The sequence below is a fragment of the Bacillus cereus group sp. Bce041 genome (genome assembly GCF_052646455.1).
The window spans coordinates 148,351-165,984 of sequence record NZ_JBQXON010000010.1 but is presented as its reverse complement, the minus strand read 5'-3'; the positions used below and the strand labels follow the sequence as shown (position 1 = coordinate 165,984).

The following is a 17,634-nucleotide window of genomic DNA, read 5'->3' as shown; positions in this document are numbered from 1 at the left end:
TGTTATTTTGTTTTTTTCTTTTTAAATTTGCTTAATACTTCATAAACGATTGGAACAATAAGAAGTGTTAATAACGTTGAACTTGTTAATCCACCAATTACCGTTACGCCAAGTCCTTTAGAAATTAAGCCACTACCTTCAAATCCTAATGCAAGCGGGATAAGAGCACCGATTGTTGCAATTGCAGTCATTAAAATTGGACGAAGGCGTGTTGCACCAGCTTCTAATAAAGATTCACGTGTTGATAGTCCTTCATTTTCCTTATGAATAACGCGGTCGATAAGCACGATTGCGTTTGTTACAACGATACCGATTAACATAAGCGCACCAATCATTGCAGATACACTTAATGTTTCACCAGAGATTAATAAGGCAACAAGAGCCCCAATAATTGTAAATGGTAGCGAGAATAAAATTGCGAATGGTGCTAGGGCACCACCAAATGTAACGACAAGAACGAAGTATACAATGGCAATCGCAGCTAACATCGCTAGGCCAAGTTGCTTGAATGATTCTTGAATATCTTTAGTAACACCGCCCATAGAAACATCTACACCAGAAGGAAGATCCATTTTATCTACTTCTTTTTGTACTGCAGCAGATGCTTTTGAAACGTCATCAGATGTTAATTTGGCACTAACCTCTGCATAAACACGTCCATCTCGGTGTGTTACTGTATTCGATGTTTCACCTTCTTTTACAGTCATAACATCTTTCACAGCTACTTCATTACCAAGTGGTGTTGTAATTTTGCGATTTGTTAAGTCATCGATTGTTTCATAATTTTGTTTTTCAGCTTCTACATATACATTGATATCTTTACCGTCTTTTTTAATTGTTGTCAGAACAGGGCGATCATGTTGATTAGAAAGTCCCATTCCAATTTGAGCAGCCGTTAAGCCCATTTTACTCAGCTTTTCTTGATCTGCGACTAAAGTGTACTCTGCATATGTTTTTGCAATACTAGAATCTATATCTTTTAAGTCTTTATTTTTCTTCATGATATTTTGAATATCTTTTACGACAGGCTTAATGTCTTCTGAGCTATCTCCATAAACGTATAGTTTAATTTCGTTACTACCGCCACTTGCTCCGAAGTCTTGGTTTTTCCATTCGCCTTTGCCAGACATCTTCTGTAAATCTTTAACGACTTGTTCTTTCTCTTTTTCAAAGTTTTTCGTGTCGTTATCATATTGCACGAAGAACATTGCTTGGTTTGATTGACCAGGACTCATTGGATTCTCTCCACCTAATGAGAACTGAATTGTTTTGACGTCTTTATTATCTTGGAAGTGCTTCTCAGCTTTTGTTGCAATTTTTTCAACGTCTTCTAACGTTTGACCTGGTTCAGGATTATATGTTGCAATAATCATTTTTTCTTCTTCAGAAGGTAAGAAACTTACACCGATAACTGGTACAAGTGCAAGACTACCAACTAATAGAAGGACAGCGATACTTGATGTAATAATTTTGTGATTTAAAGCCCATGCAAGTATGCGTTTATACCCATTTGCTAATTTACTTGGTTTTTCTTCATGATGTACTTCTTTTTCCCTCATGCTCTCTTTCTTAAATAAGGAATGAGCTAGCATCGGTACGATTGTAACTGCTACTAGTAATGATGCTAATAAAGCGAAGACGATAGTTAAGGCGAATGGTAAGAACATTTCACCAATCATACCTTTTACTAGTCCAAGCGGTAAAAATACAGCAATTGTTACAATGGTGGAAGACATAATCGGGATAAACATTTCTTTCGTAGCTTCACGAATTAAATCTTTTCCACGTAATTTCTCTTCTGATAACGACATACGTCGGTAAATATTTTCAATAACAACAATTGAGTCATCGACAACGCGGCCTATAGCAACGGTCATTGCTCCAAGTGTCATAATGTTAAGCGTAATATCCATTTGCTTTATGACTAAAACAGCAATTAATAAAGAAAGTGGTATTGAAACGACAGAAATTAACGTTGTTCGAATATTTCGTAGGAACAGCATAATAATAACAATCGCAAAGATAGCACCGAAAATTGCTTTGCTCAGCATTGTTTCAACTGATTTTTCAATAGGTGCACCTTGGTCGAATGTTGAAATGATCTCTAAATCTTTATATTTTTTCTCAAGATCTTTTACTTTATCTTTTACTGCATTTACAACATCAACTGTATTTGCATCAGAGGCCTTCACAATTTGAATTCCAATTGCTTCTTTTCCATTTGTTCGAGAAATAGATTCTGCTTTCCCAACTTCTTTAATGTCAGCAATTTCGTCTAATGTAACTGTTGGAATCCCGTTCATAGCAGCTGGATTCATTTGCGGCGTTTGTGCACCAGCGCCAGCATTTTGACTACCTTGACCGTTAGGTGAGGAAGGTATAGCTGGGATTTTAAGTTCTTTTAACGCTTTAATCGTTGTAATATTGCCATCTACAACAACTGATTTTTCCGTGTCTTTAAATGTGTATAAGCCAAGTGGTAAAGATACATCCGATCCCTTAATCACATTTTTTACGGTATCTTCACTTAGTCCTAGTTCTTTCATTTTATCTTTCTTGAAGACAAGCTGTACTTCATCTACTTGTTGGCCAGCAATTTGAACAGATGCAACACCATCAAGTCCTTTTAATCCTGGTACAACATTTTTTTCTACATTTTCAGTTAAGGTAGCTAAAGATTCATTCTTACTTGCCGCGCTTAACGAAATAACTGGAAAGGCATTGAAGTTTACTCGTGAAACTTTAGGATCTTTAACACCTTCTGGGAGTTTTACATTTGTGAGAGCTTCTTTAATTTCTGTTTCTGCTTTTTCCATATTTTTATCAAAATCGTATTCTACTTGAATAGAAGATGCGTTTTGAAAAGATGATGAACTCACAACGTTAACACCGCTTAAATTTTGTAGTTGTTCTTCCATCGGCTTTGAAACTTTATCAGCTACTTCTTCTGGTGTAGCACCAGGATAGACCGTAGTTACTGTCACAATCGGTGTTGTAATATCAGGGATTGTTTCCAGCTTCATATTGAGTCCAGAGTAGATCCCCGCAATAGTAACAATAATGGTTAGTAGCCAAACTGCGAACTTATTTTTTAACGAGAAATTGATGATTTTGTTCATGTTTGCGCTCCCTTTTTATTATATTGACCAACTGGTCAGTCTAATACATAATATAACTGACCAGTTGGTCAATCGTCAATAAAAAGAGATGGTATAATACATTTATAATAAGATGCGAGATTAAATTTAGGAGAGAAGATATGAAAGAAAAAGAGCGTTTAATTATAGAATCGGCTATGAAGTTATTTGCTACTAAGGGTGTAAATGCGACATCAGTGCAGGAAATTGTGACAGCTAGTGGTATATCTAAGGGAGCTTTTTACTTATATTTTAAATCGAAAGATGAGCTTTTATTAGCGACACTTCGATATTATTATGACAAAATCCAAAAGAAAATGCTGGATATTGAACAAGAGTCTTTATTACCACGTGAAAAATTTGCAAAACAATTACATTGTCAGTTTAATGATATACAAAAGCATAAAGAATTTATTATTATGCATGCGAGAGAAAATGCGATTCCGTTTAATAAAGAAGTAGAAGAATTTATGATGCGGATGAAGTTAGAGTCTCATGCATTTTATCGGAATAGTTTATTGTCCATTTATGGTGAAAAGGTTATGCCATATTTATTGGATTTAGTAATTATGGTAGAAGGCATATGCCGTGGGTATTTAGAATTAATTATTTTACAAGCACCAGAAATTGATTTATCGTATGTAGCTGCTTTTATTTTAAAAAGAGTAGATAATTTAGTAGATGGCTTAGTAGAATCTTCGGAAGAACCTATTTTACATGAAGAAAAGCTTGGAGAATTCCTTTGTAAATCAGAGCTTATTAAGGAACAAGTTAAAGAACATTTTTTAAAAGAGATTATTGTATTTAAGCGCACTTTAGCTGATCAATTAGAGGATGATGAGCTGTTGGTTACATTAGATGTTTTAGAGGCGGAAATACGATTGCTTAATCCAAGAATTCCGGTAATTAGAGGTATGTTAGCAAATTTAGAGGCGTATCCGGAATTAAAAGAATTTCGATTACGCCTTATAGGATACTACAATATAAAAAATTCTTAATAAAAATAAGTAAAAAACTCCTTGTCTACACAAGGAGTTTTTTCTTAAAGACTACTTACTATTTTGAGACCATTCTTCAACATCCCAAACTTTTGTGATCCAATCTTCATAGAAGTCCGGTTCGTGACATACAAGGAGAATTGTTCCTTTATATGCTTTCATAGCCTTCTTAAGTTCCGCTTTTGCTGTAACATCAAGATGGTTTGTCGGCTCATCAAATAATAGCCAGTTACTTTCCTCACCCATTAGCTTACATAAACGAACTTTTGCTTGTTCTCCACCACTTAATTGACTTAATGGGCGAGAAATATGTTCATTTTTTAATCCGCATTTTGCTAACATCGCACGAATTTGATGCTGGTCTAGGCCAGGGAATGTATTCCATACATCATCAATTGGTGTTATATTATCAGCTTTAACTTCTTGTTCAAAGTATGCAGGCTCTAAGAAGTCACCAAGACTTGTTTTACCGCTTAAAGGTTTAATTTTACCTAAGATTGTTTTTAGCAACGTTGATTTACCAACACCGTTACATCCAACAATAGCAATTTTTTCACCACGTTCAATCGTCATTGATAGCTTTGGTAGTAGCGGATGTGTATATCCGATTTCTACATTTTCACCTTCAAAGACGAAGCGACTACTTGCACGACTTTCTTTAAATGAGAATTCCGGTTTAATTGCTGTTTCCGGACGATCAATAAGCTCCATGCGATCAAGTTGTTTTTGACGACTCTTTGCACGACCTGTCGTTGAATAACGAGCTTTGTTCTTTGCAATGAAGTCTTCTTGCTTTTTGATAAACTCGCGCTGTTTTTCATAAGCGTTTATATGTTGATTTTTATTGATTTCTGCTAGTTCTAGGAATTTTTCATATGTCGCTGTATAGCGTGTCATTTTTGTGAATTCTAGATGGAAAATAACATCAACACATTTGTTCATAAATTCCGTATCATGAGAAATTAATAAGAATGCATGTGGATATTCTTTCAAATAATTTGTTAACCAATGAATATGTTCAACGTCTAAATAGTTAGTAGGTTCATCAAGCAATAACACTTCTGGCTGTTCAAGTAATAGCTTTGCAAGCAATACCTTTGTACGTTGTCCACCACTTAATGCTGAAACATCACGATCTAAACCAATTGCATCAATTCCAAGACCACGTGCAGCCTCTTCAATTTTCATATCTAGTAAGTAGAAACCACCTGCTTCAAGTGCATCTTGTATTTCTGCCATTTGCTCAAGAAGTTCTTCTAGTTCTTCTGGTGTAGCAGTTCCCATTTTTTCTGTAACTTCATTTAAAGCTTTTTCCTTTTCGAATAACGGTAAAAATGCATCCGCTAGTACGTCACGGATTGTACGCCCAGGTGTTAAAACAGTATGCTGATCTAAGTAGCCGTAATGTGTGCCCGGTGTCCATTCTACGCGACCTTGGTCATGAATAAGCTGACCAGTAATGATATTCATGAATGTTGATTTACCAACACCGTTTGCACCAACTAATCCAACGTGCTCACCTGCTAATAATCGCATAGATACATCTTTAAATAATGTACGATCGCCAAATGTATGTCCTAATTTTTCAACTGTTAATAAGCTCATAGTATCCTCCGTCCAACTTGAAATAGTACCTTGAATCATGATACTAAATTCTTTCATATAATGCTATCATTTCAAAATGTATATTTTTTCAAAAGAAGTGTTTGTAAATGTTAGTATATAAAAAAGTTACTTCTCCTACAGAAGTAACTTTTTGGTTATGCCTTTTGTTTAACTTCACTAACTTTCTTTTCAGCTACAATAAAATGCGGTCTACGTTTTGTTTCATAATAAATACGACCGATATATTCACCAATAACACCTAGGAATATGAGTTGAATACCGCCAATAAATAGTATAGCGGAAATGAGAGTAAAGTAACCAGGAACTTCCACACCACCGAGGATGATTTGAACGAACGTAGTGATTACGTATAAAAGTCCTAAAATGGTTGTTAGTAATCCAAGATATATAGATAGACGTAACGGTTTATTATTGAATGAAATTACACCATCAATTCCATAATTTAATAATTTCGAGAAGGTCCATTTACTTTCTCCATCAGAACGTAATACATTTTCATATTCAATGATTAATTCGTTATAACCGATCCAAGAAAATAAGCCCTTTGAAAATCGGTTGTATTCACTTAAAGATAATAAAGAATCTACTGCTCTTCGACTTAAAAGTCTAAAGTCACCAATACCGTCTACTAATTCAATATCTACAAATTTATTCATCACTTTATAGTAAAGACGAGAGACGAAAGAGCGAACGGGTGAATCACCAGTTCTTGTTCTTTTTGCAATGACTTGGTCGTAGCCGTCGTTATATCCTTCTAACAGTTCTTTTATTAACGTAGGAGGGTGTTGTAAGTCAGCATCCATAATAACAATTGCATCGCCTGTAGCATATTTTAAACCAGCTAACATTGCAGCTTCTTTTCCGAAGTTTCGACTAAATGATATGTAGTGTACCGATGAATCTGCACTAGCTAAATCACGTAAAATATTTAAAGTATCATCTTTACTACCATCATTAACAAAAACAAATTCATAATCGGTAGTTAATTTATGAATTTCAAGGGAAGTCTCTGAATAAAAGGCTCGAAGCACCTTTTCTTCATTGTAGCATGGTACAACTATTGAAAGGGTCATGTTTGACACTCCTTGTTTGTAGTGGATTAAAATAATATTTAGATATTATTTTAGGAAGCTATCTAAATAGATAGCTTCATGATTCATTAAGTGCTCATTATTGCTTTTTAAAAGAAAATTTTCGTCGTGCTTTTGGATTTTTGAAAATTAGTAAAGCTATACAGATAATTAGTGAGATGATTGATATAGTCATACCTAATTTGAAGTAAGGTGTAACGTAAGTCATTTCGATTACATGTGAACCTTTTGTAATTGGAACACCGATAAAGGCAGAATTCGCTTTCGTAAATTCTGTTTCTTTCCCATCAATTTTTATAGTCCAGCCTTTATTATATGGGACAGATAGATATAAGAGCCCGTCTTTATTTGATTTGATATCCCCTTTTAAATAATTGTTCTTATAATAAATATTTTCAAGCCTATTTTCAGTTAGTTTTTTTGTTTCTTTTTGTATACTTTCATAGTTTACAATATTTGCTTGCAAGTCACCTAATTCATACTCACCTGCCATATCAATAGAGATAGTTAGGTTTTCTGGACGCTCATTGCCCAAATTGTAAACAAACCTTTCTAACGGATAAGAGTATGCACCAGCATCGTCCCCTTTTCCTATCGTTTTTCCATTAACAGTTGCATTGAATGTGCCTGCATTTTTTAATTTTAATTCTATCAGTAGATCACCAGGTGTATCAGGATAATTGATAGGTACAATCATATTTCCAAAGCCATGAACAATTAGTTTATTTTCTTGTTTTTTCATGTTTTCGAATTTTGCTTTTTCCGTTTTAATAGATACTGCCTTTGATTTAAGGTCTTGTTTATTAAAATGGTTTAATGAAAATTCTTTTGTATTATTAACGACAACAGCATGTAATAATAATTGATCACGCTGAGCGAAGTTTAATTTAGAAAATTCTTCTTCACTTATAGCCGAACCATATACATATCCTAACGGTAAAGCATAGTCATTTTTGTAAATATTATATGGTCCTACTTGCTGTAATAGTTTATATCCATAAGGTACATTCTTTGAATCTGTATCAGCACTTAATACGCGATATTTTATACCTAGCATATTTTCGAGTAGTAGTCGACTATCAGCTTGATAAAACATTGAAGGTGTATCGTACATTTGGAATACGCCATATTTATTTTTCATAAAGTCATGGACATAATAATTAACCAAGCTTTGATACGTACTTACGCCATGATATCCTTGTAGCATTGGTGTGTTATATTCGCTATATGGATTAAGAATACGATAAAAGTCTTTATCATTTTCTTGTATGTAGCGAATTGCAGCAATTTCTTCTTGATTATCATAGCCTGGTTCGTGTAACTTTTCAGTTGAAATCTGGCTCTGTCCGTAAACTGTGCTAAGTATATTATTCGCATACATATAATTCATAGAAATTGTGCTAACGAGTACGTTCAATACAACTAAAAATTGTATGAAAGGTTTAGAAATATAACGCCATAAACATACTGTAATAACAGAAAGAACGACAGTTCCGAGTAAAATGTTATCAACGTCTTGTAAAGGTTTATCAGTTACATTTATATTTGCCTTTCTATAAAATGCATAAATGAATAATCCAATAGACACTAATAAACTTATTAAATAAGGTAATTTGTAGTCTTTCTTATGAATAATCATCCAATCTAGAATGTATGCAATTGTTTGGGCAATTACAAATACAAATAAATAAAACCATCTAGATTGCATTGCTGAAAAACCATTAAACATAGAATATGTATATGGAAGCATAAACAGAATGAACATGAATAACGTAAAGAATACTTTATTCTTAACGAGTTTATCACGTATAAACATTCCAAATACGATTAAGAATAAAATTAAAGCTGGTAAAGCTAATTGATGATTTTCAGCATTATACATGAAGAAAATATTTTCCATTAAATCTTTATAAAATTTATCTTCAAATAATAATGGTATCTCAAACTTTTTTGATAGTCGATCAGCGCTAAATACGGCATTAACTGATGGGAGGAAGCAAACGGCGGCTAAACCGAGTGATAATCCGTACAATAAACCGATTCTAATATAATAAGTTAGAAAAGAGACAATCGTTTTATTTTGTTGTGTCGCAAAGTATTGGAATAATGCATAAATAAATATGAAAATACTTGTGATAAAAGCAAAATAAAAGTTTGATGCTAACATTAAAGTAGCAGCGATTAGGAAAAGGCCGTGCTTCTTTTCAATAATATATTTATCAAGTCCCCATATTACTAATGGTAAAAATACAATGGCATCAGCCATGAAGTCCCATAGTAAAGAGTGGCGGATGAAAGTAATACAGCCACCATATATAATAGCAGCAACAAAAGATGAGAATGCTGTTTTATTATGGTAACGTAAAGAACCATACATGAATACCATAGCTAAAAAGTTTTTTAAAATACTCATGTATAATTTCACGTCATATACTTGCTCAAGACTTAGTTTAGGTAGTAACAGTGTAATCCAGAAAAACGGTGATGTGCTGTAATAATAACTAAACTCTCCAAATAAATCTCCACCTAATCCATAATCAAAAGACCAAAAAAGGTTGCCATCTTTAAAGGCATGTTGTAGAAGAAACGTAAAAAAGCCAAATTGACGTAACGCATCCCCTGTACCAGAAAAGGCTTGATTAGATGTTAAAAAGAAATAATGAAAAGCAAAAGCGCACAATAATAATATTGGTATAATTATCATTGTTTTCTTGGAAAAGAATTTATTATTCGGCTTTATGCTCATAAAAATTGATAATCCTCCTTTGAAAGTCGTTACATGTAGCAACTAGTTTTTAGGTAGCATATAAAAACACACCAATTTTTAAAGGTGTGTTCTTTAGTTTTAACATGAGAAAATATATATTTTTGTTGAAGCATATATATTTTTACAAGCGTTGAATTTCATAGTTTATATATAATTTAGTATAAGGCATTTTCAGAAAGTAAGTCAATTTGAGCTGGAATATATAGCATTTTTTTACTGAAGAAAAATGATGGTATATAAAAAAAGCAAAAAGCTTTTCCATTTTTAAATAGGAAAAGCTTTTTGCTTTTAAGCATGTTTGCGAATGAGCTTTTGTTTTATAAACCCTAAAACAAATCCACGTATTTGAGGATCAATTCCAATTCCAATTATACCGTATAGTATACCAGTAAGAGTTAAAGCAATTAGTGGCGGTAAGTTGATTAATGCAATTCGGTATATACCGTAACTAATAATAAAGGCTAAGGAATTAAATATAATTCCTTTAACTAATAATTGCATGCCTTTACGAATAAAGAGGGTAAATCCGATTAATAGTGTAATTTCGGTAAGGATAGCTGCGGCAGCTGCTCCCATCATTCCATATTTACTACCTAATACAATATAACCTATGATGGCAACAACTAATCCAATAGTCATTGTTGTTGCACGTTTCCATTGCTGGCCAATCGTTGTTAAATTATCGGCTAGTGGATAGTTAATTGATTGTAAAATAACCATAAACGCTAGAATAGCAAGAGCGTCACCGGCGGGAGCGTATTCTTCTCCTAATAAACTAACAATCCAGAAACTTGGATCCGCAATAAAGGGGATAGAAATTCCCATTCCTAAAAAAGACATAAGTTTTAATTCAAAACTTGATAATTTTCTATGTTCTTCAATATTTTTCTCATTACCAAAAGCAAAAAGCCTTGGATAAAAGGCCGCTGCAATTACCCCAGGTATTTGATATAGTACAGCAGGTATTTTAGATGCAGCACCAAAGAATCCAACTTGATTATACGTTGAAACCTTTTCTAATATAATAGGGCCCAATTGTGGTAAGAGCATAATGATGATGCCATTGATTGTAAAAATAAGTAGTTGATCTAAAATGCCTTTATCCCAACCCTTATGGACCTTCGTATAACGTATTGTCATTATAAAGGCGATAACACCTGTTACAAGACTAGATACCCCGTACATGGCAGCAACCATCATAAGTGACCATTGGAAAGACATCCCTAGTAATAGGGCAGCAGCAGCAGTTACACCTTGTAGTACAGAAATAATAGCTGTAAATTGCATGCGTTCTGTTACTTGGAAGTAAGCCATTCCAACACCTTGTAAGGTTGCTCCGAACATTGTTGGTAGAACAACCCAATATACCATCGCGCGTAAGTAAGCATCGGGATAGAAGAACTGGGCAAAAATAGCGAAAAGTACAGAAATTACGATAGCTAATATTAAACGAATACGTAAGTAACTACTTATTAGCACGCTAATATTAGCATCGCTTCTCGTTCCTTCACGCATAAACGTATGTGTTAAACCTGCATCTGTAAAGTAACAAATAACAGCTGAAACTGCTAACGCAGTTGTAAACATACCGTAATCACTTGGAGAAACATACCTTGCAAAGAAAATTGTTGCAATAGCCAGTACAAAACGGACAGTAATGTTTCCTACAAACAGGTAGGATGCGTTTTTTAGAATTTTATTTGTTTTCATGAGAAAAGACCTTTCTATTCTTTAGGACCCGGTTAGCTTGTCCTATTTGTAAATTTGATTTGTTCACAGAAAGAGAGAGTATCGTTATATTTTCAGTTTAAGAAAACAGAAATTTAATTCGTACAAACCAAAGCATTGCATATAGTTTTTTACTACGTTTTCCATTCTTTGAATAGATTTTACGGCAATATTTCTTTATATCTTTTTTGATTAATTGAACTTGTGATTTATCTAATTGAGAGTTTTCTTTAATATATATACAAGCGTTATTGATGACTGTATAAGGGAATAAATAAGTCTCAAGAATTTCAATAAGTAACTGAGAATCTTTTGTAATGAAATCTTGAGATTTATTATGTACCCATTCCTTCATACGATTGAATACTTCCAGCTCTTTTGTCGTTTTTAATTCATAATCTTTATACTTAGAAGAAAGATTTCCTTCTGATAAGATTCTATAATAAGTTAAGTATTCATGGACATAACATACATTTGTCACACTCATAAGTTTAAATAAAAACTCTAAATCTTCGCCCCAACTACATTCTGGTGTAAAACGAATGTTATGATCCATTACGATGGATCGTTTGAAAATCCAAGTACTTGTTTGAGCAACAACTTGATGCGTTAGGAATGCTTTTGCCATATCACCTTTAATAAAGTTTGTTGTATGTTCAACCTTCTCGCCTGTTTCTTCGTAGAAATTCATATAACCACAATAGCAAGCGTCCATGTTGTTTTTATGCATACTTTCGACTTGCTTCTCAATTTTAGTTGGATGCCATAAGTCATCGCTATCAAGAAAAGCGACATATTCTCCGCTAGCATTTTCAATACCCGTATTACGAGCTACTGAAACACCTTGGTTTTTTTGATGAACGTATTTTACTTGCCCTGGATATTTTTCAGCAAGGTTTTTCACAATAGAAGGTGATTGATCTTTACTTCCATCATCTACAATTACAATTTCGATATTTTTATATGTTTGATCTAGTATTGACTGCATCGTTTCTTCAATATATTTTTCCGTGTTATACAGGGGTATGACAACAGAAACAAGTTGCTTTTGTTCCATCATAGAATTTTTATCTCCTCAAGTTTTTTATGTCTTGCATCATATATACAAGCCTTTTGAAAGGAAGAAGATTACAAGAACATCTGTATAAGTTTAACGCATATAAACTTTGTAAATCAACTTTCTATTAAAAAGGTGGCGGGAAGTTAGATTCTTATGGTTAATTCTCGTATTTCAAACAGCTTTATCATGTCTATTGCATATAACTTCTTATTCATGTCATTTTAACTTATTAGTTAAGTAGGATGTATCTATCGTAACGATTGTGAAGGCGAATAAATTATTATTAAGAATAAAAAACCTCTTAATTTTTGCAATAAATTAAGAGGTTTTTTATATTAGCTATGAAATATTAGGTTAGTCTTTGTCTGGCTCAGTTGCATTTAATTTTTGCTTTAGTAACGCATAATCTTGCGTTAATGTTACAAGTTGATGATGTTGTTTAGAAATTTTTCTTGTTAGGTCAAAAATTAAGATGAAACAGAATAATAGTCCAAATAAGAATAAAATGGAAGGGGGATATTCTACTTTTAATAGTTTTCCAATCCAGTTTATAATTTTATCGGTAGAACTTAAAATAGCCATTGCAATACAAACAAAAATCCATAAAACAGCATATTTCGTTTCTAAAGTTCCACGGCGAATGGAATTAATAATTAATAATAATAATAATAAAATAAAGATGAATGAAAAGGTAATTATAGGCATTTATTATCAACCTTTCACGATTTTTTGCATCAATATAGCAAGACTTACTTTAATCATGTAATATGCAGATTTAAAAGGTGTGATAGAAGATTGTCCACCTTGTCGCTCTTGCATATTTACAGATATTTCATTAATACGAAGTTTTTTCTTTTTTAAATGAATAAGAACTTCTGGTTCTGGATAATCTTTTGGATAGTTATGTGCAAAAATTTTAATTACTTCTCGATTGATAGCACGATATCCAGAAGTTGGATCCATAAATGTTTGTTTTGTTAGTACTTTCAATAGGGCAGTAAAATAAAAAATACCGATCCTTCTGGAAATACTACCTTTATATGCTGTTTTTTCTGTAAAACGTGACCCTAGCACCATATCGCATTCATCTTCAGCGATTGGCTTTATAATTTTATATAAATCATCTGGATTATGTTGTCCATCAGCATCGAACTGAATCGCAATATCATATCCGTTCTCATATGCGTATTTATATCCAGTTTGTACAGCTGAGCCAATACCTAGGTTATATGGTAAATTCACAAGGTGAACAGGAAAATCTTGTACGATTTGAGCTGTTTTATCGTGTGATCCATCATTAATAACACAAATGCTTAATCCTGTAAAATGCTGTTTTAGTTTTAATAATCTTGTTAATGTATCTGCAATTGCTTCTTCCTCGTTATACGCTGGAATAATAATTAACGTTTTTGGTATTGAAATTGGTACTTCAATAGTCATTACCGCACCATCCCTTATATACTTAATCATATTATTGTTATTTTTAAACGAACTTTATTTAATATACCATTAACAGTATAACAAAATAAAGGAAAAGCTGGTGCATGATTTAGGAGAACAGATTGAGAATAAAATGGTAAGAGGTGATATTTTGTATAAAAAAATACATGCAAGGAAGAAAAAATCTGTGCATGTATATGGAAGAGTATTGTATTAAATATTCCAAGGTTTATTTAAAGTTAAAACCTCAGCCATTTCTTTGCTTTTTAAACGTCCTTTTTTTCTATTTTCCGCACGTTCTGAACCGGTTGTGTATAACCAATGTTCTTCCTCAGTTTCAGGTAGTACTTGTGGTACGGACGAAGGTTTTCCATCTTTTATTGCTACAAATGTAATGAAGCAAGTAGCAGCAATTCTACGCTCGCCTGCTAATAAATTTTCTGCAATTACTTTTACGAAAACTTCCATTGAAGATTTCCCTGTATAACATACGAATGCTTCATAACAAACAGAATCAGCTTGGTGAATTGGAGTTAAAAAATCAACTGAATCAATAGATGCTGTTACGCAATGTTTACGACTATGTCTTGCAGCCGCAATTGAAGCAATACTATCAATTTCTGCTAATAATTTCCCCCCAAAAAGTGTTTGGTGATTATTTAAATCGTTAGGAAAAACACGTGTTGTCTTAATTGCTTTAGATTCTCGCATGAATTTCTTTTCCATATATTCAGCCCCTATAGTCTGTTTTCAATCAGAATAATATGTGTAAGCTTAGTACTCATATTAGATATTTAATGAAGTAAAGTGTAGTCCAAAAGAGTATTATTTAAACTTCTGTATTTGTATTCATGTAACTGAAAGAAAATTTATTTTATCTAAAATGTAGTGTAAAAGAGGATTCGCTTACATTGCAAGTAAAAAGTAATGACTATGTATTTGTCATAGAAATTCTCTATCAGCCGTGTACCCATTCATGATAGAATCGTTTTGTTATGAATGGAAATAGAGGTGCAATGGACATATGAATCATATACAAACAAATTTTTCATCTTTCTTCAATAAAATTACGATCGGTGCGATGTTCGCATTTTTTGTTTATAGTTGTTGGGCAGGATTTGAGACAAGTAAGCAATTCTTTGGAGGAAGTACAACAAGTGTAACAATCATATTGGCAATTTTCGTCATACTTATTTTGTTAGTGGCATCAATTCTACAATATCGTTTTACAGATAAACAATTTCTTATTTTTCTTATAAGTATATCTATAGTTGTGAGGCTTAGTATGCTGTTATTTGTAGATGCTCCAATAATTGGTGATATGAAAGTGATGTATGAGTCTGCAAAGCAGATTGCAATTGGTAATAATATAGAGACTGTAACTCATTTGCCTTTTATTATATATGAGTCAGTAATTATTCGTATATTTGGTGATACATTATTCGCTTTACAACTATTTAATGTGTTATTTTGCGCAGGAACCGCATTTTTTATTTATCGTATTGCAGCAATGGTTTTTGGAGAAGAATGCGGTCGTATTGCTTCTATCTTTTATGCTCTGTATATTCCAAATATATTCATGAGTTCCGTATTAACTCCTGAGTCACTTGCAATATTTTTATTTTATTTTGCTTGTTACATACTTTTATATAAAGGATTAGATCATCCTTATATGTGGGTGTTTTCAGCGATTTTATTTGCATTTAGTAGTATGATTTTCCCAATGGGATTATTTCTTCCTATTTTTATCACAGTATATGTATTATTAATCGAAGTATTTCAATCAGCAACGAAACAAAAGGTGTTACTAAAGATGATAGGGATACTTATTCTATTTTATAGTGCCCATTTTGGTGTGAATTATGGAATTAAGACAATGGGAATGTCACAATATACGATTGCGAATGAGACGTATGTTCAATCTGTTTTAATTGGAAAAACGAAACATGAGGAAAAAATATCGAAAAATCAAAGTGTAACAGAGCATATTGATCAAAAGTTAAAAGAGATTGAGGGAGAAAGATTTAAACTTTTAGAACCGATGATAAATCAGTTTTCAGATGAGGGGATAAATTCTATTCTTTTCAAATATGAAAAACTGATATATATAGCCGTAACATTGTTTATGACTATAGCTCTATTACACTTCCTTATTAAGAAACAACAAAATGAGGGATATATGTTGTTCTTATTTTTAATTAGTGGATACGTATTGTTAAAGCTCTTCCAAGTAGATATGGCATATTACAATGTAATTATGCCAGCATTGTTTATTTTGCAGAGCTTTGGTGTTTATATGAGTTATGTGTATTGTCAAAAAATATTTTTCAGAAAATAAAAAGAATCCATTCTGGATTCTTTTTTTGATGGAAGATGAAATTTAGTAGTTAGTACAGATGAAAAGTATGCTTGACTACTAAATTTCATCTTATCGATTTAGTTCTAGTTGCAAATTATCGGCTGTTAGAGCCATTTGTGAGGAATCATCTTGAATTCCTTTCATTACTTGTGAAATAGCTTGTAGTTCGTGTTCAATTTTCTTATTCTGTTCTTTTGAGTTAGACATATCTTTTACGATTTCTTGGAAGTATCGATCTGTTGCCGACATACTATCTGTTCCTTCCGATACGAGAGAGCTAATTTGTTTCACAGAAGACGAGACACGATTAATTTGTTCATTTGTTTTTTCGACGAGCTTTGTAACGTTAAATATAGATTCTTTCGTTTGCTCTGATAATTTTCGGATTTCGCCAGCAACAACAGAAAACCCTTTCCCAAATTCTCCAGCACGTGCCGACTCAATAGCAGCATTTAGTGCGAGTAAATTTGTTTGCTCCGCAATCGATTTAACAATATCTATGATTTCATTAATTTTGTTAGAAATATTGAGAAGTTCATGAGTATCTGTAATAATCGTTTCCATATTCATTTGAATAGATCCCATTCGTTTGTTTTGCTGGTTTAATTGTTCTTTCCCTTTATTCGCTTTTTCTTCAGATGTTGTAGCTAATGATGTACCTGTTTTAGCAATCTCTACAATAGTTTCAGATTTGGCGGTTAGTTTTTGAATAGAAGAGCTTGTTTTTTCAGATACAGCAGCTAGTTCTGTTGCGATATGCGTAATTGTCATAGCAGTTAATTCTTTTTCTTTCTCATGCTCTTTTTGCATTCTTTCATATTCAGATTCATAAGCTGCAAGAACAAGTTCTTGTTCAAGAGTGAATAATTTATTTATAACATTTATAGAATATGAAAAATCATCGATTGTCGTTATTTTTGTTTGCAAAATCTTCATGATAGAGCGGAATAATTCTTGATAAGCAGCAGTATACCATTTTCGATGTAAACCAATTTGTACATGCCTTTTGGCAATCCTAACACGCTGTTCAATAAAATCTTCATGCATATTGCCGCTGAATAATTCTTTAATATGTGTTTTTAAAGTTTGTTTTAGTTTTGGAATAGAGCTGTAACGCTCAATAATAGTAATTAAATTAGGTTGTTTTGTAATGTTGGCATAGAATTTTTCAGTAATCCAATCAATTTCTGCATAAATAAAAGGCTGTAGTACTTTTACAACTTGTAAATCTTCTTTTGAAATATGTAGCATATCCATTTGAATTTTTAATTCAGAATTAGTAGGTACATTAAAAGTTATTTGTTGGTTCTTACTTAATTCGATTATACTGGCATTTGTTTTATTAATATTTTTTTTGAAAACCCCAAGCATCATTCTTCCCCCTGTATATAAAACGTTTTCAATTTTAAAACTAATATAGAGTAATTA

12 protein-coding genes and 1 pseudogene are annotated in these 17,634 nt (G+C 32.6%); 2 read left to right on the top strand and 11 right to left on the bottom strand.

Annotated features, from left to right (window positions below; genetic code table 11):
- Window positions 1-2 precede the first annotated feature (2 nt).
- Window positions 3-3,119 carry an efflux RND transporter permease subunit gene (locus ACUN13_RS24570; RefSeq protein WP_025689995.1) on the bottom strand — a complete coding sequence of 1,039 codons (3,117 nt, stop codon included), beginning with the start codon at window positions 3,117-3,119 and terminating at the stop codon, window positions 3-5.
- Window positions 3,120-3,259: 140 nt separating this feature from the next.
- Here ACUN13_RS24570 and ACUN13_RS24565 point away from each other — a divergent pair, with 140 nt between their 5' ends.
- The gene (locus ACUN13_RS24565; protein WP_000659648.1) at window positions 3,260-4,135 is read left to right on the top strand and encodes a TetR/AcrR family transcriptional regulator; all 876 of its coding nucleotides are present in this window, start codon (window positions 3,260-3,262) and stop codon (window positions 4,133-4,135) included.
- Between the two features lie 51 nt (window positions 4,136-4,186).
- Here the strand turns inward: ACUN13_RS24565 and ACUN13_RS24560 are convergent, their stop codons facing one another.
- The 8 genes from ACUN13_RS24560 to ACUN13_RS24525 all read right to left on the bottom strand — a co-directional run bounded on the left by ACUN13_RS24560 (window position 4,187) and on the right by ACUN13_RS24525 (window position 14,573).
- A complete protein-coding gene (locus tag ACUN13_RS24560; protein WP_000055410.1) occupies window positions 4,187-5,740 on the bottom strand; it encodes an ABC-F family ATP-binding cassette domain-containing protein in 1,554 nt (517 codons plus the stop codon).
- Between the two features lie 155 nt (window positions 5,741-5,895).
- A complete protein-coding gene (locus ACUN13_RS24555; RefSeq protein WP_000175825.1) occupies window positions 5,896-6,834 on the bottom strand; it encodes a glycosyltransferase family 2 protein in 939 nt (312 codons plus the stop codon).
- A 97-nt stretch (window positions 6,835-6,931) separates the two neighbouring features.
- Window positions 6,932-9,598 (bottom strand): YfhO family protein, encoded by a 2,667-nt coding sequence (locus ACUN13_RS24550; RefSeq protein WP_445424001.1) that lies wholly within the window; start codon window positions 9,596-9,598, stop codon window positions 6,932-6,934.
- A 309-nt stretch (window positions 9,599-9,907) separates the two neighbouring features.
- Window positions 9,908-11,329, bottom strand: coding sequence for an oligosaccharide flippase family protein (locus tag ACUN13_RS24545; RefSeq protein WP_000856131.1), 1,422 nt, complete (start codon window positions 11,327-11,329; stop codon window positions 9,908-9,910).
- A gap of 97 nt (window positions 11,330-11,426) precedes the next feature.
- Window positions 11,427-12,407 (bottom strand): glycosyltransferase family 2 protein, encoded by a 981-nt coding sequence (locus ACUN13_RS24540; RefSeq protein WP_000970530.1) that lies wholly within the window; start codon window positions 12,405-12,407, stop codon window positions 11,427-11,429.
- Window positions 12,408-12,761: 354 nt separating this feature from the next.
- The gene (locus tag ACUN13_RS24535; RefSeq protein WP_001121774.1) at window positions 12,762-13,112 is read right to left on the bottom strand and encodes a DUF2304 domain-containing protein; all 351 of its coding nucleotides are present in this window, start codon (window positions 13,110-13,112) and stop codon (window positions 12,762-12,764) included.
- Window positions 13,113-13,118: 6 nt separating this feature from the next.
- Window positions 13,119-13,847 (bottom strand): glycosyltransferase family 2 protein, encoded by a 729-nt coding sequence (locus ACUN13_RS24530; RefSeq protein ID WP_000151539.1) that lies wholly within the window; start codon window positions 13,845-13,847, stop codon window positions 13,119-13,121.
- A 213-nt stretch (window positions 13,848-14,060) separates the two neighbouring features.
- Window positions 14,061-14,573, bottom strand: a complete 513-nt coding sequence (locus ACUN13_RS24525; RefSeq protein WP_000412123.1) for an acyl-CoA thioesterase — start codon at window positions 14,571-14,573, stop codon at window positions 14,061-14,063.
- Window positions 14,574-14,871: 298 nt separating this feature from the next.
- On the opposite strand from ACUN13_RS24525, the gene ACUN13_RS24520 reads away from it, so the two are divergent.
- Complete coding sequence (locus ACUN13_RS24520) at window positions 14,872-16,185, top strand: ArnT family glycosyltransferase (RefSeq protein WP_445424000.1); 1,314 nt, start codon at window positions 14,872-14,874, stop codon at window positions 16,183-16,185.
- 90 nt (window positions 16,186-16,275) lie between these two features.
- Here the strand turns inward: ACUN13_RS24520 and ACUN13_RS24515 are convergent, their stop codons facing one another.
- Together ACUN13_RS24515 and ACUN13_RS24510 are read right to left on the bottom strand one after the other, a co-directional pair.
- Entirely contained in the window at window positions 16,276-16,977 is a 702-nt protein-coding gene (locus ACUN13_RS24515) for a methyl-accepting chemotaxis protein (protein WP_429865100.1), read from the bottom strand.
- A 54-nt stretch (window positions 16,978-17,031) separates the two neighbouring features.
- A pseudogene (locus ACUN13_RS24510) lies at window positions 17,032-17,577 on the bottom strand (protoglobin family protein); the annotation flags it as partial.
- Between the last annotated feature and the right edge of the window lie 57 nt (window positions 17,578-17,634).

Excerpts from the sequence above, each read along its gene's own strand:
- ACUN13_RS24570 (WP_025689995.1), bottom strand. The coding sequence starts at position 3,119 with ATGAACAAAATCATCAATTTCTCGTTAAAAAATAAGTTCGCAGTTTGG.
- ACUN13_RS24565 (WP_000659648.1), top strand. The coding sequence starts at position 3,260 with ATGAAAGAAAAAGAGCGTTTAATTATAGAATCGGCTATGAAGTTATTT.
- ACUN13_RS24560 (WP_000055410.1), bottom strand. The coding sequence starts at position 5,740 with ATGAGCTTATTAACAGTTGAAAAATTAGGACATACATTTGGCGATCGT.
- ACUN13_RS24555 (WP_000175825.1), bottom strand. The coding sequence starts at position 6,834 with ATGACCCTTTCAATAGTTGTACCATGCTACAATGAAGAAAAGGTGCTT.
- ACUN13_RS24550 (WP_445424001.1), bottom strand. The coding sequence starts at position 9,598 with ATGAGCATAAAGCCGAATAATAAATTCTTTTCCAAGAAAACAATGATA.
- ACUN13_RS24545 (WP_000856131.1), bottom strand. The coding sequence starts at position 11,329 with ATGAAAACAAATAAAATTCTAAAAAACGCATCCTACCTGTTTGTAGGA.
- ACUN13_RS24540 (WP_000970530.1), bottom strand. The coding sequence starts at position 12,407 with ATGATGGAACAAAAGCAACTTGTTTCTGTTGTCATACCCCTGTATAAC.
- ACUN13_RS24535 (WP_001121774.1), bottom strand. The coding sequence starts at position 13,112 with ATGCCTATAATTACCTTTTCATTCATCTTTATTTTATTATTATTATTA.
- ACUN13_RS24530 (WP_000151539.1), bottom strand. The coding sequence starts at position 13,847 with ATGACTATTGAAGTACCAATTTCAATACCAAAAACGTTAATTATTATT.
- ACUN13_RS24525 (WP_000412123.1), bottom strand. The coding sequence starts at position 14,573 with ATGGAAAAGAAATTCATGCGAGAATCTAAAGCAATTAAGACAACACGT.
- ACUN13_RS24520 (WP_445424000.1), top strand. The coding sequence starts at position 14,872 with ATGAATCATATACAAACAAATTTTTCATCTTTCTTCAATAAAATTACG.
- ACUN13_RS24515 (WP_429865100.1), bottom strand. The coding sequence starts at position 16,977 with ATGACAATTACGCATATCGCAACAGAACTAGCTGCTGTATCTGAAAAA.